16 protein-coding genes are annotated in these 19,693 nt (G+C 69.8%); 6 read left to right on the top strand and 10 right to left on the bottom strand.

The window, feature by feature from the left end; all coding sequences use genetic code 11:
* Positions 1 to 140: 140 nt before the first annotated feature.
* From CBM981_RS12460 to CBM981_RS16110, 4 genes are all read right to left on the bottom strand, one after another.
* A complete protein-coding gene (locus tag CBM981_RS12460) occupies positions 141 to 3,773 on the bottom strand; it encodes a Hint domain-containing protein (protein ID WP_087068662.1) in 3,633 nt (1,210 codons plus the stop codon).
* A 172-nt stretch (positions 3,774 to 3,945) separates the two neighbouring features.
* A complete protein-coding gene (locus CBM981_RS12455) occupies positions 3,946 to 5,970 on the bottom strand; it encodes a TIGR03032 family protein (RefSeq protein ID WP_087068661.1) in 2,025 nt (674 codons plus the stop codon).
* Between the two features lie 8 nt (positions 5,971 to 5,978).
* On the bottom strand, positions 5,979 to 7,844 hold the full coding sequence (locus tag CBM981_RS12450) for a glycosyltransferase family 41 protein (RefSeq protein ID WP_087068660.1): 1,866 nt from the start codon (positions 7,842 to 7,844) through the stop codon (positions 5,979 to 5,981).
* Positions 7,841 to 9,343 (bottom strand): glycosyltransferase, encoded by a 1,503-nt coding sequence (locus tag CBM981_RS16110; protein WP_172820893.1) that lies wholly within the window; start codon positions 9,341 to 9,343, stop codon positions 7,841 to 7,843. Before CBM981_RS16110 ends, CBM981_RS12450 begins: the two co-directional genes overlap by 4 nt.
* Positions 9,344 to 9,488: 145 nt before the next feature.
* Between CBM981_RS16110 and cbiE the strand changes: the two genes are divergently transcribed.
* Positions 9,489 to 10,775 (top strand): precorrin-6y C5,15-methyltransferase (decarboxylating) subunit CbiE, encoded by a 1,287-nt coding sequence (gene cbiE, locus CBM981_RS12440; RefSeq protein ID WP_225867666.1) that lies wholly within the window; start codon positions 9,489 to 9,491, stop codon positions 10,773 to 10,775.
* Here the strand turns inward: cbiE and CBM981_RS12435 are convergent.
* The 4 genes from CBM981_RS12435 to pheS all read right to left on the bottom strand — a co-directional run bounded on the left by CBM981_RS12435 (position 10,747) and on the right by pheS (position 14,004).
* Positions 10,747 to 11,313 carry a DUF192 domain-containing protein gene (locus tag CBM981_RS12435; RefSeq protein ID WP_172820892.1) on the bottom strand — a complete coding sequence of 189 codons (567 nt, stop codon included), beginning with the start codon at positions 11,311 to 11,313 and terminating at the stop codon, positions 10,747 to 10,749. The genes cbiE and CBM981_RS12435 overlap by 29 nt on opposite strands.
* Positions 11,313 to 11,993, bottom strand: a complete 681-nt coding sequence (locus CBM981_RS12430) for a response regulator transcription factor (protein ID WP_087068657.1) — start codon at positions 11,991 to 11,993, stop codon at positions 11,313 to 11,315. The genes CBM981_RS12435 and CBM981_RS12430 overlap by 1 nt, the downstream gene beginning before the upstream one ends.
* Positions 11,990 to 12,907: an NAD(+) kinase gene (locus CBM981_RS12425; protein ID WP_087068656.1), complete on the bottom strand. Its 918-nt coding sequence runs from the start codon at positions 12,905 to 12,907 to the stop codon at positions 11,990 to 11,992. The genes CBM981_RS12430 and CBM981_RS12425 overlap by 4 nt, the downstream gene beginning before the upstream one ends.
* 68 nt (positions 12,908 to 12,975) lie before the next feature.
* Positions 12,976 to 14,004 carry a phenylalanine--tRNA ligase subunit alpha gene (gene pheS, locus CBM981_RS12420; RefSeq protein ID WP_087068655.1) on the bottom strand — a complete coding sequence of 343 codons (1,029 nt, stop codon included), beginning with the start codon at positions 14,002 to 14,004 and terminating at the stop codon, positions 12,976 to 12,978.
* 59 nt (positions 14,005 to 14,063) lie between these two features.
* Here pheS and surE point away from each other — a divergent pair, with 59 nt between their 5' ends.
* Positions 14,064 to 14,855, top strand: coding sequence for a 5'/3'-nucleotidase SurE (gene surE / locus CBM981_RS12415; protein ID WP_087068654.1), 792 nt, complete (start codon positions 14,064 to 14,066; stop codon positions 14,853 to 14,855).
* Here the strand turns inward: surE and CBM981_RS12410 are convergent.
* On the bottom strand, positions 14,840 to 15,421 hold the full coding sequence (locus tag CBM981_RS12410; RefSeq protein ID WP_087069411.1) for a DUF3611 family protein: 582 nt from the start codon (positions 15,419 to 15,421) through the stop codon (positions 14,840 to 14,842). The two genes, surE and CBM981_RS12410, sit on opposite strands and share 16 nt — an antisense overlap.
* A gap of 77 nt (positions 15,422 to 15,498) precedes the next feature.
* On the opposite strand from CBM981_RS12410, the gene CBM981_RS12405 reads away from it, so the two are divergent.
* The 4 genes from CBM981_RS12405 (at position 15,499) to CBM981_RS12390 (ending at position 19,047) form a co-directional block, all read left to right on the top strand.
* Positions 15,499 to 16,488: a bifunctional riboflavin kinase/FAD synthetase gene (locus CBM981_RS12405; protein ID WP_087068653.1), complete on the top strand. Its 990-nt coding sequence runs from the start codon at positions 15,499 to 15,501 to the stop codon at positions 16,486 to 16,488.
* 132 nt (positions 16,489 to 16,620) lie between these two features.
* A complete protein-coding gene (locus tag CBM981_RS12400) occupies positions 16,621 to 17,715 on the top strand; it encodes a thiamine phosphate synthase (protein WP_087068652.1) in 1,095 nt (364 codons plus the stop codon).
* 83 nt (positions 17,716 to 17,798) lie between these two features.
* Positions 17,799 to 18,047, top strand: a complete 249-nt coding sequence (gene thiS / locus CBM981_RS12395) for a sulfur carrier protein ThiS (RefSeq protein WP_087068651.1) — start codon at positions 17,799 to 17,801, stop codon at positions 18,045 to 18,047.
* A gap of 127 nt (positions 18,048 to 18,174) precedes the next feature.
* The gene (locus CBM981_RS12390) at positions 18,175 to 19,047 is read left to right on the top strand and encodes a DUF1517 domain-containing protein (protein WP_225867664.1); all 873 of its coding nucleotides are present in this window, start codon (positions 18,175 to 18,177) and stop codon (positions 19,045 to 19,047) included.
* Here the strand turns inward: CBM981_RS12390 and larB are convergent.
* Positions 19,016 to 19,645 (bottom strand): nickel pincer cofactor biosynthesis protein LarB, encoded by a 630-nt coding sequence (gene larB / locus CBM981_RS12385; protein WP_087069410.1) that lies wholly within the window; start codon positions 19,643 to 19,645, stop codon positions 19,016 to 19,018. The genes CBM981_RS12390 and larB overlap by 32 nt on opposite strands.
* Positions 19,646 to 19,693 lie beyond the last annotated feature (48 nt).

Raw genomic sequence — 19,693 nt, 5'->3', positions numbered from 1 at the left:
AGATCCAGGAGATGGCGGCATCGAGGCTCAACAGATCAAGGGGCAGGCCCCTTTGGTCCAGTGTGAGGCTGTTGCCGTTCGGCATAGAAATTGGCCATGCTGAAGAACGGCACCGCTCCGTCTGAGCCCTTCGGCACGGCTCAAGGGCAGGCCGCCACAGGTTGCTTGTGCTGCTGGGCTTGCTCTTCCAGCAGCGTCAGCGTCTGGCGCAGGGCCGAGGAGAGTTGGCGTTTGAATTTGACGCGGGGCAGGGGGAGTTCTTCCAGGGGTTGCTCGCTGCCGTAGAGGGCGAGGTAGGCGGGGTAGTTGTCCCAGCCGCTGCGCTCGAAGCTGTCGAAAAACGATTCCACCATCAGGCCCTCGGCGGTGATCAGCTCATGCTTTTCGAGCTCGATGTTGTAGTAGGTGATCGGCCGATGGGCATCCCAATCTTCTGGCTGGGTCTGGAGGATGGTGCTGCCATTCACCAGAGCCGAGGCATGGATGAGGTGACCATCGAGGAGCAGGGCATGGCCGCCGCTGACGTAGAGATCCCGGCGGGGGAGGCCATCTCCCAGGGCACCGGCCTTGATGCAGATGGGCAAGGCATCGAGGTTCCACAGGATCACCGGATGGTGCGTGGTGCGGCAGACGAACTTCACCGGCTGGGGCCCATCAGGAGTGCAGATGAGATCGCCAGGCTGCAGGGTTTCGATGGGCTGTTCACCGCCGGGTGTGGCGATGAGGGTGCCAGGGAGGAAGCAGGTCACCTCAATGTCTGCATTGGCGGCCAGGGAACCAGGAGCGCCCGGTTGGGCGAGGGTGAGGATGGCGTTGTTGCCGGCTGCATCCTGGATGGTGCCGCCATTGAGGGTGAGGGCATTGGCGGAGAGCTGATCGAGATCGGCGGAGATGTCTCCTGGTTGAACGGTGTAGGAGAAGGTGAGGGTGTCGGTGCCACTGCCTGAGGTGTAAGTCGCGAAGCGATCGATGGCACCGGTTTCCAGCTGCAGCAGTGGAGTTCCCGTAACGAGCACGGCCTCTGAAAACTGGACGGTGAGGGTGATGATGGAGCCAGGGCCATAGGTGCCGTCAGGGGTGGTGGAGTTGACGGGAGCTATGAGCGCAGTGGCGCCAGGGCTGGCGGTGTTGCGGAAAAAGAGAGTGTTGCCGTCTTTATTGCCAATGAAGAGATCCAGATCGCCGTCGCCGTCGGCATCCGCGAGGGCCGGGCTGGCTGCGGAACCCACAGCGGTTATCCCGAAGGGATTGGTAGAGGGTGCGTCAAAGGCGGGAGCGGTGGCGCCAGGGCTGGCGGTGTTACGGAAAAAGAGAGTGTTGCCGTAGGAATTGCGAATGAAGAGATCCAGATCGCCATCGCCGTCGGCATCCGCGAAGGCCGGGCTGGCTTGGTAGCCCACATCGGTGATCCCGAAGGGATTGGTGGAGGGTGCGTCAAAGGCTGGAGCGGTGGCTCCAGGGCTGGCGGTGTTGCGGAAAAAGAGAGTGTTGCCGTCTTTATTGCCAATGAAGAGATCCAGATCGCCATCGCCGTCGGCATCCGCGAAGGCCGGCTTGGCGAAGTAGCCCACATCGGTGATCCCGAAGGGATTGGTGGAGGCTGCGGCATAGGAGGGAGCGGTGGCTCCAGGGCTGGCGGTGTTGCGGAAAAAGAGTGTGTTGCCGTCTTTATTGCCAATGAAGAGATCCAGATCGCCATCGGCGTCGGCATCCGCGAAGGCCGGGGTTGCAGAAGCGCCCACATCGGTGATCCCGAAGGGATTGGTGGAGGGTGCGTCAAAGGCGGGAGCGGTGGCGCCAGGGTTGGCGGTGTTGCGGAAAAAGAGTGTGTTGCCGTCGCTATTGCCAATGAAGAGATCCAGATCGCCATCGCCGTCGGCATCCGCGAGGGCCGGGCTGGCGTAGGAGCCCACATCGGAAATCCCGAAGGGATTGGTGGAGGGTGCGGCATAGGCCGGATCCTGGAAGAAGCTTCCTGTAGGGGCCGTGGTGTCAATCACCAGATCAGCATTGGCCCCCAGGCTTCCGGCAGTGCCCGGTTGGGCGAGGGTGAGGATGGCGTTGTTGCCGGCCGCATCCTGGATGGTGCCGCCATTGAGGGAGAGGGCATTGGCGGAGAGCTGATCGAGATCGGCGGAGATGTCTCCTGGTTGAACGGTGTAGGAGAAGGTGAGGGTGTCGGTGCCACTGCCTGAGGTGTAAGTCGCGAAGCGATCGATGGCACCGGTTTCCAGCTGCAGCAGTGGAGTTCCCGTAACGAGCACGGCCTCGGAAAACTGGACGGTGAGGGTGATGATGGAGCCAGGGCCGTAGGTGCCGTTAGCGGTGGTAGAGCTGACGGGAGCTGTAGGGCTGGCGGTGTTGCTGAAAAAGAGTGTGTTGCCGGAGTTATTGTCAAGGATATTGCCGTTGCCAATGAAGAGATCCAGATCGCCATCGCCGTCGGCATCCGCGAAGGCCGGGGTCGCAGAAGCGCCCACACCGGTAATCCCGAAGGGATTGGTGGAGGGTGCGTCAAAGGCGGGAGCGGTGGCGCCAGGGCTGGCGGTGTTACGGAAAAAGAGAGTGTTGCCGTAGGAATTGCCAATGAAGAGATCCAGATCGCCATCGCCGTCGGCATCCGCGAAGGCCGGGCTGGCGAAGGAACCTACATCGGTGATCCCGAAGGGATTGGTGGAGGGTGCGTCAAAGGCTGGAGCGGTGGCGCCAAGGCTGGCGGTGTTGCGGAAAAAGAGAGTGTTGCCGTCTTTATTGCCAATGAAGAGATCCAGATCGCCATCGCCGTCGGCATCCGCGAAGGCCGGCTTGGCGAAGTAGCCTACATCGGTCATCCCGAAGGGATTGGTGGAGGCTGCGGCATAGGAGGGAGCGGTGGCTCCAGGGCTGGCGGTGTTGCGGAAAAAGAGTGTGTTGCCGTCTTTATTGCCAATGAAGAGATCCAGATCGCCATCGCCGTCGGCATCCGCGAAGGCAGGCTTGGCGTAGGAGCCCACATCGGATATCCCGAAGGGATTGGTGGAGGCTGCGGCATAGGAGGGAGCGGTGGCGCCAGGGCTGGCGGTGTTGCGGAAAAAGAGTGTGTTGCCGTCGCTATTGCCAATGAAGAGATCCAGATCGCCATCGCCGTCGGCATCCGCGAGGGCCGGGCTGGCGTAGCGGCCCACATCGGTAATCCCGAAGGGATTGGTGGAGGGTGCGGCAAAGGCCGCACCCTGGAAGAAGCTCCCTCTAGGCGGAGTGGTGTCCGCAGCAGCTTCCAGCATCAGGTTCTGGCCGTTGAGGTTGATCAGCTGCTGGTCGTCTTCTGTGAAGGCTGTGGTAGCGGGTGTGGTGCCGCGCAGGCGGGCGGAGAAGATTTCACCCTCGTCGCCGGGGGTGTCAGCGCCACTATTGAGGCGGCTGTCGATGGCATGGCCGAGCTCTTCCAGCAGCACCGCCTCGATCTGCACGGCTGTGGCGTTCTGCAGCCAGGTGGCATTGAGATAGATCCGTTCAGTGCCATCGGCTGCGGCGCTGGTGTAGGCCGCGTTGATGCCGCTGAGGGTAGAGCCATCGAGGATCTCCAGGCGGATCCCCAGCCCGGCGCCGCTGAGGCTGGCCTGGAGGGTGCTGGTGGCCTCGCTGCTCTGCGCCCCGAAAACGTCGAGCAGGTGGGCGTTGTAGGCGTGGGTATTGCTGGCCCAGGCCTGCAGGCGGTTGTTCACCCGTTGCAGTGCCATCTCCAGGTGGGAGGTGGCAGCAATGGAGGTGCCGGCGAGCAGGAGCTGGGTCACGGATGGAAGCCGATGGGAAAGAGTGGAGGGGCTGAACTCAGGTGCTCCGGGCTGGGCCTGGCCAGATCAGGAATCCCACTTGGGATTCGAGGTGGTGGCTGCACCTAGTGGCGCCTACCTCTAGCTCTTGCCGTCAAGAATCGCGCGGGAGCCTATCAGGTTGCGATGGCTTTTACTGCAGCAACATCGACTGGGTCACTCGGGAGCGGCCGACGCTGCTCAGGTGCAGACCGAGGTGTCGTTTGAGCAGGCGCAGCATCGCGGAGTTGCGGCGGTCGATGGCGGCACGGGCCGTGGGGATGGCGGCGGCGTGCTGACGGCGAAATGCTTCTGCCAGCAGGGCCAGGGCACGGGCACGGCCGCGATGGGCTGGGGTCACATAGAGGCTGGAGTAGCGCACGCTGGCAGCGCCGGTGCGATGGGCCAGCACCCAGCCCACCGGGCTGTCGTGGTGCAGCAGGGCCAGGCAGATCGATGGCTCGAGCCCCTCTGGATTGGCCGGTGGCTGTAATTCGGCCGGGGCGTCGAGCCTGGCGACCTGGGCCCGTTGAGGCTCGCTGAGCTGGTGCCAGGGAAGGAGGCTGTAGGGGGGGGTGATCGGATGGCGATCGGCCCAGTCGATCGCGGCGAGTTGATCGCTGCGGCCCTCCAGAAGCACGAAATCGGTGCGGGGTTGACTCCAGCCCAGGCGCGCCAGGATGGGCTCAAAGCAGGCGCTGATCTCCGGGCTGGCCTTGTAGCGGAGGTTCAGCGGTGTGATGCCCTCCTTGGCGAGAAACACCATCAGCCGCTGCAGCAGGCCGGTGCCGATGCCGCGGCGGCGCCAGGCGGGATCCACCTTGAGGGAGAGCAGCTGGGCACCGCCAGCGGCGAGCCGCTCGGCAATCGCGAAACCCACCATGGCGCCGGTGGCCATGGCGGAAAGGCCCAGCAGTTCGCCCTGGATGCGGGCGAGGGCGCTGCTTCCGGGGGCAAGGGAAGGGAAGGTGAGTTCGGCGTAGGGGGCGAGGTTGGCGGGGGTGAGATGGAACACCCGCTGATAGCGGATGGGGGTATCGGCCGTTGGCGCCGAGGGTTCGGGCAGGCCAAAGGGCCGCACCGCCGGCCCCTGGTGGGGCTTGCCGCTGGGGGCCAGGGGCCGCACGTGCAGGAGTTCGGGCAGATCGGGGATTTTCACCAGGCAGTCGATCTCCTCGCCCTGGAGGCCGAGGGCGCGGGGCTGGCGCACGCCGGGGAGGATGGCCACATCAAAGAGCTCATCGATGGGCTCGGGTAGATCGAGGCTGTGGAGAACCTGCCCACTGGCCAGATCGATCACCCGCAGGCCGCAACAGCCGCCCGGGATGGCCTCGGCATTCAGGCGTTCTTCCAGCGGCAGGCCAGTGAACTGGGGCGAGCGCAGCTTGGAGAGCCCCACCACGGCGCAGCCGCCCGCAAAGGCCAATCCCCGCACAAAGCCCGGCAGGGCGCAGAGGCTCTGGAACAAGCCGTTCTCGATCCAGCCCAATTCACCGGTGCCGGAGTTGAGCAGCCAGAGCTTGCCGCCATGCCAGCGGGGCGAATGGGGCATCGAGAGACCCGTGGCGGTGATGCTGTTGCTGGGGATGTGGAGCAGCACCCCGCCTTTGGTGCGGTTGTTGCGCCAGGAGGAGGGTTCACCGCTGCCGCCGCAGGCGGTGGCCCAGGTGGGGATACCGTCTTGGAGGGCCAGGCCGTTGAGATGGCAACGGTCGTCGCCGGCCAGTTTGCTGATGAACGGAGGGGCCCAGGTGGGCGCAAAGCTGCAGAGCGGCGCCAGGGTGGCCAGGCAGCTGAAGGCCGTGTTCACGAAGATCGGCTGGCCATCAGTGCCAAGCACCACTTCATGCGCGTTCACATCGCCGGTGGTGAAGGCGGCAGCAGGCACATAGAGCCGGTCGCCGCCTTCATGCAGGTGGCCTGGGCCGAGCAGGTTGTCGAGGCGCCAGATCTGGCAGCGGGCCGCCATCCATAGGCTCTCGCCGGCCACGAACAGCCCCATCGGCCGATCAAACAGGCGCTCGTGCAGGGCGCAACGGCCCTGGGGATCAACGCCAAGAAAGAGGACCCGATTGGCGCGGTAGGTGGAGAAGGCGAGGGAAACCTGCTGCTGGATCAGCCAAGCGGCAAGGGCTGGGGAACTCAGGAAGCGCAGCGAAGCCCGGTGCGGTCTGCCCAATCTGGGGCTTAATCCGGCGCCAAAGGATTATCCCCTGAACCCGGCTGATCTTCATGATGTCTACATCCTGCGGTGTCCTCGGCCGGCAGCCCGGCATTCACCAGCCTCAGCAGCAGCAGCTCGAACTCACGTACCCAGGCGCTGGTCTGAAACAGGGGCAGTGTTGCCTGCTGGCTGAGCAGGTGGCGGCTCAGCTGCCGCAAGCGCTGGGGGTTACGGCCCAGGGCAATGGCGCGCTCTCGGTAGGCCTCGGGCGTTGGGCAGATCAGCTCGTCCAGACCGGTGGCGGCGCAGAGGCTGGTGCCCATGCGTGAGGAGAAGCTCTCGCCAGGGCAGGTGAGCAACGGCAGGCCGGCGGCCAGGGCTGCCACGGCGGTGGCGCCGGAGCCGTAGCACGCGGTGTCGAGGAACAGATCGGCCAGGGAGCACAGGGCGCTGAACTCCCCGCTGCCCACCTGATCTCCAAACACGATCCGCGCCGGATCAACACCGGCGGCACTGGCGTACTGGCGCAAGCGCTGGCGCACCAGGGGGTGCTCCATCAGCAGCCACAGCACTGAACCGGGCACCTGCAGGAGGATGGCCAGCCAGAGCGAGAAGCGATCTGGATCGAGCTTCTCAGGCCGGTTGAAGCAGGCGAACACCACAGCCTTCGCGGGCAAGCCGGCTCGTTGCCGGGCGCGCTGCCGTTCCAGGCCATCAGCCACGTTGTCGCAGGGCTCAGGGGCTGGAGAGCTCACGAAGCCCCAGGGCAGCCGCAGGATCGGTTCGCTGTAGCCGTGCTCCAGCTCCACTGGGATGAGCTGGGCATCGGCGATCAGCCCATCGATCCAGCTGGCACCCAGCGATCCGGGGTAGCCCAGATAGTGCAGCTGCAGCGGAGCGGGCCGCTGGGCCAGCACCGCCGGGCGGCCGTGGTGGGTGTGGCCCATCAGATCGATCAGCACGTCGATGCGGTCAGCGCGGATGCGATCCGCGATCGCGCCGTTGCTCCATCCGCACACCACGGTGTATGTATCAACGCCCTGGCGCACCGAGGCGGTGTAGGCATCCTCAAGGTCGGCGAGGGAATAGGCGAACACCTCAAAGCGTTCCCGATCGTGATGCCGGAACAAGCCATGCAGGAGGGTGCCCATCGCGTGGTGGCGGAAATCGGCGGAGAGATAGCCGAGGCGGATCCGCCCCTGTCTCGGGGCAGCCGGGGGCGTTGACAGCGCCTTCGCTGCCCGTAGTGGTGGTGCCGGCGGTGGCGCAACGGTGGATGCGCTGTAGCGCTCAGCGAGGCGGCGCTGCAGCGCCAGCGGCAGCGGGAAACTGAGCAGTCGCAGCGGGGTGATCGGCGCGGCGGCCGGCCGGCTGGCGTGCTGCTCGAGCCGCTGGATCATCCGAGCCAGCCGCTCGTGGTGCCGGTGCCAGTCGCAGAGCCGCAGCCGCAGCACCTGCAGATGCACCAGCACGTCGGTGGCGGACGGATCGCACTGCAGGGCGCGGACGTGGGCGGCGATGGCGGCCTCCGGATCCCCCAGGGCCTCCAGCACCTGGCCGTACTGGAACAGCCCATCGCGGTGGCGGGGCTCCAGGCGCACCAGCCGCCCCAGACAGGCCCGTGCCGCCGGGAAGCGCGCCTGGCCCATCAGCAGTACGCCGGCCTCGAACAGGGCCGCCGGGTGCCGGGGTGCGGCGCGCAGCACGGCGCGCAGGGCGGCTTCCGCCGCTTCGGCCTGGTCGCCGTGCCGCAGTTGGCGGGCCAGCAGGGTGAGCTGGTCTGCCGCCTCGGCATTGGCCGGATCGCGCTGCAGGGCCTGCTGGTAGGCCTCGCTGGCCCCCTGGAGATCACCACGCTGCTGGAGCAGGGCGCCGAGGGCCTGGCTCATGGGGCGCTGCCGGAAGATTCGAACGGGTTGAGCCCATGGGCCACACGGCCGTAGTGCTCCGCGGCCTGGCGGTGAAGCCGGGCCAGGGCGCGCACCGGGCGCGACAGCAGGGGATCCAGCGCGACCGCCCCCTCGAAGGCTTCCCGCGCCGCCAGGAGCTCTCCCTGCCGCAGCTGGCAGTGCCCCAGGAAGGTGAGGGCATGGGGGTCTGACGGATCGAGGCGCACGGCAGCGCTGAATTCGCCCATCGCCCGCTCCAACGCCCCGATCTGCAGGGCGTCCATTCCCGCGGCCAGGTGGCGTTCCGCCGGAGTGCTCAGATCGAGGCGAAACAGGCGCTCCGCCAGCTGCCTGGCACCGCGCAGGCTGTGGAGAGGGCGGGTGCCGGCCCGCTGCAGCGCAGCCGGCAAGGGCTCCATGGCTGCTCGGCAACCACCCTGCAGCTCGCGGTAGAAGGCGATCCGCCGGGCGGCATGGTCGTCGCCGCGGCGCTGGCGGGCCACCTGCTTGTAGGCGGAATCGGCCACTTGCCGGCGCAGAGCTGGATCGGCGATCAGCTGATCCATGATCGACAGCAGTTGTTCCTGATCAGAGAACAGAAAGCCGGTGACGCCATCGCACACCCCGGCGTAGGGATCGAGCCGCTGCAGCACCGGGGTGACGCCAGCGGCGGCGTACTCCAGGAATTTCACATCCGAGCGGCAGCGGTTGAACTCCGTGGTCAGCAGTGGTGCCAGGCCGATGTCGAGGCTGCCCAGCCAGGCGAGGTAGTGCGGCAGTGGCCCGGCGCGATGGAAGCGGAACTGCTGGCGGGGCACGTCTGCAAAGAACGCTGCCAGGGCAGGGTCGCCCATGATCTCGAGCCTTGCCCGCGGCTGGCCCTGCAACCAGCGGCCCAGGGCCGGAGCGATGGCGCGCAGGTCTTCCATGTGGCCGATGGAGCCACCCCAACCCACCACCACCTGGCGGGCTTCATCGCTCAGCTCGCCGTTGCTGCTGCGTTGTCGGGGCGGTGGTAGCTGGGCGATCTGGTTGGGGAACACCGCCAGGCGCTGCGCCAGGGGCGCCAGCCGCTGGGCCAGGGCCGCCGTGGTCACCTGGGTGGCGTCGCAACGGCGGATCAGTTCTTCGAACAGCCGCCGTGCCCGTGGATCAGCCCAGGAGCGGTGGGCGGGGTTCCAGGGCTGCACGTCGGGCAGGTAGTCGTTCACCTCGCAGACGGTGGGCTTGCCCAGCTGCCGGCGCTGGTGGACCAGGCGGAACACCTCGACATCCATCGTCATGGTGAGCACCAGCACATCAGCGGCGAGGGCCGCTGCATCCCAATCGCGCGCCAGGGCGTGCACCTCGAACACCTCCACATTGGGCAGCCGGGCCATGGCGGCGGCTGGTTCGTGCATGCGGTAGACGTTGTCGCCGATCACCCCAAGGCTGCCCACCTGAACCACGGTGAAGGGTGTCGGTGTGGGTGCCATCCCGTTGAAGACGCTTGGCGCCATGCCGTTCAAGTCAGCAGTGGGTTTCCCCGGCGGCTGACGCTCGATCAAGGCTGGGATGAGCATCATGGCTGCCATGGCAGAAGGCACCCAGGGCAGCGAGCCGGCAGCGGCCGCCAGCAGCGAGCATGCGACGACCCCTCCCGGCGTGCTGGAGGTGATCGGCACCGATGCCGCCGGGGTGGCCGGCCTGGCGCCCCGCAGCCTGGCGCTGCTGCGGCAGGCTCGTCTGGTGCTGGCCCCGGCGCGGCTGCTGGCGGACCTGGCCCCCTGGTGGCAGGAGGAGCAGGCGGCCGGCCGGGTGCCGGCGGGATCGGAGGGTCCCGAACTGCTGGCCAGCGACAGGCCGGAGCTCATCCATGGCCCCCTGGAGCAGGCCTTCGCGGCCGGCCGGCCGGCGGTGTTGCTGGCCAGTGGCGATCCCCTCTGGTTCGGCATCGGCCGGCTGTTGCTGCAGCGCTTTCCCCGCGAGCGCCTGCGTTTTCACCCCGCCCCCTCCAGCCTGCAGCTCGCCTTCGCCCGCCTCGGCCGCCCCTGGCAGGACGCCAGCTGGGTGAGCCTGCACGGCCGCGACCCCGAACCCCTGGCGGCGGCGCTGCAGAAGCGCCCCGCCGCCCTGGCGGTGCTCACTGATCCCGGCCGCGGGGGGGTGGAGGAGGTGCGTCGGCTCCTGGCCGCCTCCGGCCTGGAGGCGGCCTATGCGTTGTGGCTGTGCGAGCGGCTCGGCCATCCCCGGGAGCGGGTGCAGCGGCTGGCGCCGGATGGCCCCCTGCCAGCCGATCTGGACCCCCTGCACCTGGTGCTGCTGATCGCCGAGCCGCCACCGCCGCCCGATCCGGCCTCCCTCCCCCTGTTCGGCCTGCCCGATGGTCTGTTCCTGCAGCACGCGGATCGGCCCGGGCTGATGACCAAGCGGGAGGTGCGCATCCAGCTGCTGGCCGATCTGGCCCTGCCCGCCAGCGGCGTGCTCTGGGATGTGGGGGCAGGGGTGGGCTCGGTGGGCCTGGAGGCCTTGCGGCTGCGGCCGGGCCTGCGGCTCTGGGCCGTGGAAGCCCGCGGCGGCTCCAGCGCCCTGATCCGGGCCAATGCCGCCCGGCTGGGCGTGCAGCCGGAGGCGGTGCTGGAGGGCCGGGCGCCGCAGGTGCTGGCAGAGCTGCCTGCGCCGGATCGGGTGCTGCTGGGCGGCGGCGGCCGGGACCGGCGGGCGATCCTCGAGGCCGTGCTGCCCCGGCTGCGGCCGGGTGGTGTGGTGGTGCTGCCCCTGGCCACAGTCGAGGCCCTGGCCGAGCTGCGCCCCTGCCTGGAGCAGGCCGGGCTCGCGGTGGCGGTGGGTCAGCACCAGAGCTGGCGCGGGGCGCCCCTGGCCGACGGCACCCGGCTGGCGCCGATGAATCCCGTGCTGCTGCTCAGGGGGGAGCGCCGCCGGGCGGGGTGACCAGCGCCGGTTCGATCACCACCCGGGTGCCCACCGCGATCCCCTGGGCCGCCGCCTGGCCGGCGGCCAGTTCCAGCACGCCCTCCACCAGCTGGTTCGGGCCGTAGCTGGGGCAGGGCAGCCGCGGGCAGGGCTGGGCCGCCGCCTCGATCGCCACCACGCGGCCGCCGGCCACGAACAGCATGTCGAGCGGCTCGGGGGTGCGGTGCATCCAGAAGCGGGCCGCGGTGGGCCTTGGAAAGGGGAACCACATGCCCCGCAGCGGTGGCAGGGCCGGCCGCAGCTGCAGCCCCTTGGCCTGTTCGTGGGGCTCATCCGCCACCTCCAGCGCGATGCAGCGCTCCGGTTCGAGGCACCAGCGCGCCTCCAGCGGCAGCCACTGGGGCGGCGGAGCCTGGCTCGCAGGAGCCTGGGCCTGCGGCAGGGCCGGTGGCTGGGGCTCGTCGGCCAGGACCACGGCGCCGCCGCTGAGCCCGAGGCCGAGCAGGGCACCCACCAGGCGACGCAGGGGCAGGCTTGGCAGCAGGCGTGGGGGCATCAACCGCGACCCTCCAGGGGAGGCAGGCGCTCGCTGAGGCAGTAGCCCTGGCCCCGCACGGTGTGGATCAGCCGCCGTTCGCCGCCCTCCTCCAGCTTCTGGCGCAGGTAGCGCACGTACACCTCGATCACGTTGCTGCTGGTGGCCTGGCGGTCGTCCCACACCTGCCGCAGGATCTGGTCGCGGCTCACCACGGTGCCGCGCCGCTCCAGCAGCAGCAGCAGCAGCTGGTACTCCCGGGCCGTGAGGGCCACCGCGCGGCTGCCGCGCCGCACCTGGCGGGTGGTGGGATTGAGGCTGAGATCCGCCAGCTGCAGGAGCTGCATCGGCACGGCCGCGCTCCTGCTGAGGCCCAGCTGCAGCCGCAGCCGCATCAGCAGATCGCTGGGGCCCAGGCTGGAGAGCCAGAAGTCGTCGGCACCGGAACTGAGGCAGTGGGCCCGCGCGTCCACGGTGTCGTCCCGCACGTCCAGCAGCAGCGGGGTGGCGCCGAGGCGGCGGCGCAGCTCCGGAATCCGCTGTTCCTGGCAGGCCGAAAGCAGCACCACATCCGGCGGGGCCGTCTCCTGCTCCCGTTCCTGCTCCGGCTCCTGCCAGAGGGCATAGCCGGAGGCCCGCAGTCGCGCGGCGAGGGCCTCGGCCTCCGGTCCGAGCAGCCACACCCACGCCGCGGGCGTCATGGCATCGCTCCGTTGCCGGGCTTGGCCACATGGGGCAGGCCCCAGCCCAGTTTGTTGCGCAGCACCTGGAAGAATTCGTGGTCGTTGAGCCGCACGAACCGCACCGGGTGGTCGCTGCGGCGGATCAGCACCCGGTCTTCCGGCCAGATGTAACAGCCGGCGCTGCCGTCCACCACCATCATCAGCCGCTCCGGCGTGGCGGGGAACACGGTCACCGGTTCGCGGTCGCTGAACACCAGGGCGCGCGAGGCCAGGGAGTGGGGGGCGATCGGCGTGAGCTGCAGCACCGGGCAGTCGGGCGTGATCACCGGTCCGCCGGCGCTGAGGGCATAGGCAGTGGAGCCGGTGGGGGTGGAGAGGATCACGCCGTCGGCGGCGATGTCCACCGGGGCATGGCGGCCGATGGCGATCTCGAAGTGGCACATCGAGGTGAGCGGCTCGCGGTGCAGGGCCATCTCGTTGAGACAGAGCACCTCCCAGCGCCGCTGCTCGCTGCGCAGCACGCTCACCACCAGCAGGGTGCGCTCCTCCACGCTCCACTCCCCGCGGATCACCTGCTCGAGGGCCTGATCCAGCTGGTGCAGGTAGGCCTCGGCCAGAAAGCCCAGGTGACCGGTGTTGATCGTGAGGATCGGCACGCCGATCGGTGCGGTCTGGCGGGCGGCGGAGAGCACGGTGCCGTCGCCGCCGAGCACGATCGCCAGCTCCAGCTCCTCGGTGAAGGTGCTGGGCACGCAGGCGGCGTAGCCCTTGGCCCGCAGGTGCTGGTCGGGGTTGGCGAAGCCCACCATGCCGCCGGAGCTGCTCACCCGCACCACGGCGCGGCCATGGGCCTCGAGGCGGCACTGGATGGCGTCGGCGGTGGAGACGGCCAGATCCTTGCCGTCGTTCACGATCAGTCCGACACAGGGCACCGATCGAGGGGCAGGGGGCCCTTGGAGTTTATGGGGCTCGCCCGGAACTCTCCTGGGCCGGCCCCGGCTCAGAACTGCTCGAGGAAGCGCAGATCACTCGTGTACAGCCGGCGGATGTCGTCGATGCCGTGGCGCACCATGCAGAACCGCTCCACCCCGAGCCCGGCTGCGAAGCCGCTCCAGCGCTCCGGATCCAGCCCCATCTCCGCCAGCACGGCCGGATCGACCATGCCGCAGCCCATCACCTCGAGCCAGCGGCCCCGCCACTGCACATCCACCTCGGCACTGGGCTCGGTGAAGGGGAAGTAGCTGGCCCGGAAGCGCACCGGCAGATCGCCGAAGAACCGTTGCAGGAAGGTGGTCACGGTGCCGCGCAGGTGGCTGAAGTCGAGTCCCTCGTCGATCGCCAGCACCTCCACCTGGTGGAACACCGGCGAGTGGGTGGCATCCACCGCGTCGCGGCGGTACACGCGGCCCGGGGCGATCACCCGCACCGGCGGCGGGTTGTTCTCGAGATGACGGATCTGCACCGGTGAGGTGTGGGTGCGCAGCAGCCGGCCATCCGCCAGGTAGAAGGTGTCCTGCATGTCCCGGGCCGGATGGTGCTCGGGGATGTTGAGGGCGGTGAAGTTGTAGTAGTCCGTCTCGATCTCCGGCCCCTCCGACACCCGGTAGCCGAGGCCGCAGAAGATGTCCACGATCTCCTCGGTGGTGCTGAGCAGGGGGTGGCGGTGGCCCGGCGGCACGTAGCTGCAGGGGGCTGTCACATCCAGGGTTTCGGCGGCGATGCGCGCGGCCATGGCGGCGCCCTTCACGGCCGCCAGCCGCTCGGCCAGCAGACCCTGCACCTGCTCCTTGAGCACGTTGGCCCGCTGCCCGATCACCGGCCGGTCTGGCCCCGGCAGCTTGCCCATGGCGCCGAGCACCGCCGAGAGGCGTCCCTTCTTGCCCAGCAGGCCCACCCGCAGCTCCTCCAGCTCGGCGGCGGTGGCGGCGGCGGCGATGGCCGCGGCGGCCTCGGCCTCGAGGGCCTCCAGCTGGCCGGTGAGCTGCTCCAGGGAGAGGGGGCTGGACCCTGTGGAGGAGGCGGCGCTCATCGCGTTCGCGGGGGCGGAGGGCAAGGGGGAGACTGTACGGAGCAGCCTCCAGCGTTCCGATGGCCCCCCTGAAGATCCTGATCAGCAACGACGACGGGGTCTTCGCCGCCGGCATCCGCACCCTGGCCAACGCCGCCCTCGCCCGGGGGCATGAGGTGACGGTGGTGTGCCCGGATCAGGAGCGCTCCGCCACCGGCCATGGCCTCACCCTGCAGACCCCGATCCGGGCCGAGCGGGCCGATGAGCTCTTCGACGATGGCGTGGTGGCCTGGGCCTGCAGCGGCACCCCCAGCGACTGCGTCAAGCTGGCGCTCTTCTCCCTGCTGGACACCTGGCCCGATCTGGTGCTCTCGGGCATCAACCACGGCCCCAACCTGGGCACCGACGTGCTCTACTCCGGCACCGTGAGCGCGGCCATGGAGGGCACGATCGAAGGGTTGCCGTCGCTGGCGGTGAGCAGCGCCGACTTCCAGTGGCGCCAGTTCGTGCCCGCCGCCGCCATCGCCCTGGATGTGGCCGAGCAGATGCTGGAGGCGGGCTGGCCCGCCGGGGTGCTGCTCAACCTCAATGTGCCGCCGCTGCCGGCCGAGAGCATCGGCCAGCTGCGCTGGTGCCGCACGGCGGTGCGCCGCTACACCGACCAGTTCGACCGGCGGGTGGATCCCCGGGGCCGCACCTACTACTGGCTGGCCGGGGAAGTGGCCAACGACCTGGAGGCCAAGGTGGCGGGCCCGGCCGACTGGCCCGTGGACGTGGCCCATGTGAACGGCGGCGGGGTGGCGCTCACGCCGCTGCAGCCGGAGCTGTTCTGGCGGGGCGCCTGCCGCGACCTGCCTCAGGTGGTTCGGTAGATCCGCTGCAGCAGCCACAGGCTGATGGCCAGTCCGATCAGGTGGGCGAACAGCACCTGGGTGTTGCCCAGCACCGAGAACATCTCGATCGAGGTGATCGGCAGGCCGATCACCCGCCCGCCGGTGCCCGGCTGCGACTGGATCTGGGCGCCGAAGAACCCCGGCACCTGCTGGGAGGCCTGCACGAACAGGCTGCCGGCCATGGCCTGGTAGCCCACGGCCGCCAGGCTGAGGCCCGCCAGATCGGCCAGCAGCCCCCGCTTCACCAGCCGGGCGGTTTCCCCCCGGCTCGGGCGCACCGGGCTGGCCAGGGCGCGGCCGCAGCGCACCACCAGCCAGCTCTGCCACAGGCACCAGAGCAGCAGCAGGAACGACAGCGTGGTGAGCGAAATGCCCGGGCCCAGCCCCAGGGCGCGGGAGGAGTTGGCCGCCAGCCGCCCGCCGATGTTGTTGAACACCAGCACCCCCACCACCACCACCGCCAGCACCAGCTGGATCCAGAAGCGCACCCAGCCCAGACGCCGCAGCGCCGCCGAGATCAACTGCAGATCGAGGCGGTCGGCCATGGCGGCGGCGGGAACGGCCACCCAAAGGTGCCATGGGAAGATCGGCCAGGCTCGCACCGGCGTTGGGATCTGTCGCGTTGATTCCCCTGCGAACACCCCAGGAGGCCCAGCGCCCCACCGCCATCGCCCTCGGCAGTTTCGATGGCCTGCACCGGGGCCATCGCCGCGTGATCGCGGCGGTGACCGGGCCGGCGGCGGCCAGCGAGCCGCAGCTGATCCCCACGGTGGTGAGCTTCTGGCCCCATCCGCGGGAGGTGCTGCACGGCGAACCGCGGCTGCGCCTCGATCTGCCCAGCGAAAAACTGGAATTGCTCGAACCGCTGGGGATTCGCCAGCTGGTGCTGGTGCCGTTCGACCGGCAGCTGGCGGCCCTCGATCCGGAGGCCTTCGTGGACCGGGTGCTGGTGAACCAGCTCGACAGCCGCCGGATCGCGGTGGGCACCAACTTCCGCTTCGGGGTGAACCGCCAGGGCGACACCGACACCCTGGCGGCGCTGGCGGCGGCCCGGGGCATCCAGGTGGAGGTGGTGCCGATGCTCACCGATGGGGAGGAGCGGCTCAGCAGCAGCCGCATCCGCCGTGCCCTGGCGGCAGGCGATCTGGTGGAAGCGGAACGGCTGCTGCAGCGGCCCTACCGCTTTCGCGGTGTGGTGGTGCGGGGGCGGGGTCTGGGCCGCCAGCTGGGCTGGCCCACCGCCAACCTGCAGGTGGACGGCCGCAAGTTCCTGCCGATGGAGGGGGTGTATGCGGCCTGGGCCCAGCTGGATGCGGCCGGACCGTGGCTGCCGGCGGTGATGAACCTCGGCCCCCAGCCCACGGTGGATCCCCTCGCTGCCTCGGCCGTGGAGGTGCATCTGCTCGACCGGCAGGTGGAGCTCACGGGCCGGCAGCTGCAGGTGGAGCCGGTGGCCCTGCTGCGCCGCCAGCAGCGCTTCGACGGCGTGGAGGCCCTCAGCGCCCAGATCGGCCGGGATGCGGCGCGGGCCCGCTCCCTAACCGCCGGGGTAGGCGTGGGTGAGCCCCCAGGCCATGAAGGTGGCGATGCCGCCCAGCAGCAGAATCCCTGACACCAGCACCAGCATCGGGTTGTCCGGACCGCCTTGTTCCATGGCCTTCGTGACGGGCCGCGGCCCCCGGGGTTGCCGCCCAACCTAGACAGTCCCGGCGGTGCCGTCCGTCCCTTTCCTCAACGTCCGGCCATGGTGCTCCCCCCCCTCTCCCCGCAGGCCGCCGCCGACACCCCGGCGGTGCGGCGGCTGCTGGACGCCAACCTCGACCGCGCCCGCGAGGGCCTGCGGGTGCTGGAGGACTGGGCCCGCTTCGGCCTGGAGCGGGCGGATCTGGTGGCCCGCTGCAAGGACCTGCGCCAGCGCCTGGGGCGCCTGCACGGGGAGGAGTACAAGCGGGCGCGTCACACCGCCACCGATTCGGGCGCGGGCCTGACCCATCCGGCCCAGGCCGAGCGGCAGCGGCCGGAGCAGGTGGTGGCCGCGAATGCCTCCCGGGTGCAGGAGGCCCTGCGGGTGCTGGAGGAATTCGGGCGCGGCATCGACCCGCCCCTGGCGGCCGAGGCGGCCACCATCCGCTACGCGCTCTACGACCTGGACGCCGATCTGCTGCGCGCCGGCCAGGACGGCGAGGCCCGCCGGCAGCGGCTGGCGGCCTGCCATCTCTACCTGGTCACCAGCCCCGTGCCCGATCTGGAGGGCGTGGTGGCCGGGGCTCTGGCGGGCGGGGTGCGGCTGGTGCAGTACCGCGCCAAGCCGGAGAGCGTGGGACCCGACGGTGCCCCCCTCCCCGACCAGCAGCGGCTGCAGCAGGCCCGGGCCCTGCGCGCGCTCTGCGGCGAGGCCGGCGCCCTGTTCATCGTCAACGACCGCATCGACCTGGCCCTGGCGGTGGATGCCGACGGCGTTCATCTCGGCCAGGGTGATCTGCCACCCGCCCTGGCCCGGCGGCTGCTCGGCCCGGATCGCCTGATCGGCCGCAGCACCCACGCCCTGCCGCAGCTGCGGCAGGCGATCCAGGACGGCTGTGACTACGTGGGGGTGGGGCCGGTGCAGGCCACCCCCACCAAGCCCGGCCGCCAGCCGGTGGGACTGGCCTACGTGAGCCAGGCGGCCCAGGCCTGTCCCCTTCCCTTTTTCGCCATCGGGGGGATCACGGCGGAGGGCATCGCGGCCGTGCGCCAGGCCGGGGCCGAGCGGGTGGCCGTGGTGCGGGCGATCACCGAGGCGGATGACCCGGCGGCCGCCAGCAGGGAGCTGCTCTCGGCCCTCGGCTGCAGCAGCTGAGCTCCACCCGCACTCCAGCGGCCCGTGCAACCCTGTGGCCAGCCCCCCGCCACCACCCGACCTCGCCACCATTCCCCCCCCCGATGTCTACCCCCCAGGAGCCACCATCTCCGGCCCCGGAGAGCGCGATCCTCATCCAGGTGAACGGGGAGTGCCGCTCCTGCCGTGCCGGGCTGACGCTTGAGCGGGTGCTTGAAGGACTGGGCTACCAGCCGCGTCTGGTGGTGGTGGAATTCAACGGGGCGATCCTGCCCCGCCAGAACTGGTCCACCCAGGCGGTGGTGGAATCCGACGTGCTGGAGGTGGTCACCATCGTGGGAGGTGGTTCCTAGATTTCTCCCACTCGCACCGGCCCCGTTGCCGCTTTCCGAAGCCCCCATCTCCCCCACCATTGCTCAGCAACCGGGCCGCCTCCGCTGGTGGCGCCGCAGCCTGACTTTCGTGATTCTTCCCGCCTTGATGCTCACGCTGCTGGTGTGGGCGCCTGAGCCCGCCCTGGCCGCCAGGGGCGGCAGGATCGGCGGCGGCAGTTTCCGTTCGGCCCCCTCGATGCCGCGCAGCTACGGCGGCGGCGGCTACCGCGGTGGCGGCGGCGGTTTCGGCGGCGGCGGGCTCGGCTTCCCCTTCCTGATCCCCATTTTCGGGTTCGGGGGTGGCGGCCTGTTCGGCTTCCTGATCCTGATGGCCGTGATCGGCCTGATCGGCAATGCCCTGCGCGGTGCCGGCGGCGCCCCGTCCCTGCCCGGTAACGGCGGCGGCTATGCGCCCCGGCCCGATGGTCCGGTCACCATCAGCCAGGTGCAGGTGGGCCTGCTCGCCGCCGCCCGCGATGTGCAGAGCGATCTGCGCACGCTGGCCTCCCGGGCCGACACCAGCAGCAGCAGCGGTCTGCAGATGGTGCTGCAGGAGACCACCCTGGCCCTGCTGCGTCACCCCGATCTCTGGGTGTACGCCAACGCCGAGGTGGGGCAGGTGCCCTTCGCCAGCGCCGAATCCACCTTCAACCGCCTGAGCATGGCCGAGCGCAGCAAGCTCGACGCGGAGCTCACCACCAACGTGGCCGGCCGGCGCTCCGCCGCCGCCGACTCCGCCGGTGACAGTGATGCCAGCAGCGACTACATCGCAGTGACCCTGCTGGTGGCCACCCGCCAGCGCCTCTCCCTGAAGGGGGCCGGCTCAGCCGATCAGCTGCGCGATTCCCTGCAGGTGCTGGGGGGGGTGTCCGCGTCGGACCTGCTCGCCATCGAAGTGATCTGGCAGCCGGATGGCGTCGGCGAGGTGTTCAGCACCGAGGAGCTGCTCACGACCTACCCCCAGCTCCAGCACCTCTGAGGATGCGCAGCGCCGCCATGGCGGCGCCGTAGCCGTTGTCCACATTCACCACCGTGAGCCCCGGGGCGCAGCTGGCCAGCATGCCGTGCAGGGCGGCCATGCCCCCGGCGCTCACGCCGTAGCCCACCGACACCGGCACGCCGATCACCGGCTGGGGCAGGAGTCCCGCCAGCACGGTGGGCAGGGCGCCTTCCATGCCAGCGCAGGCGATCAGCACCTCCACCTGCCGCAACTGCTCCAGCTGCCCCAGCAGGCGGTGCAGCCCGGCCACTCCCACATCCAGCAGCAGGCTCGTGCGGATGCCGTGGCAGCGCAGGGCCAGGCAGGCCTCGCTGGCCACCCCCAGATCGCTGGTGCCGCCGCCCAGCACCGCTACACCGCCGCCGGAGCACGGTGGTTCCGGCAGGCTTCCGCTGGTGAGGCAGCCTGCGGCTGGATGGTGCCGCAGGCCCAGCTCGGGCACCTGCGCCAGCACGGCCTGCGCCTTCTCCGCCGACACCCGGGTGGCCAGGAGCACCTCGCCCGCGGCCAGCAGACGCCGGGCGATGGCGGCGATCTGCTCGGCGGTCTTGTTCTGGCCCCAGACGGCCTCCACCATCCCCAGGCGCTGGCGGCGCTCCAGATCAAGCCTGTGCTCCGGTTCCTG

Source organism: Cyanobium sp. NIES-981, from assembly GCF_900088535.1.
Lineage (GTDB): Bacteria > Cyanobacteriota > Cyanobacteriia > PCC-6307 > Cyanobiaceae > NIES-981.
Note: the sequence above shows the minus strand (reverse complement) of the source record. Positions and strands in the feature narration are given on the sequence as shown.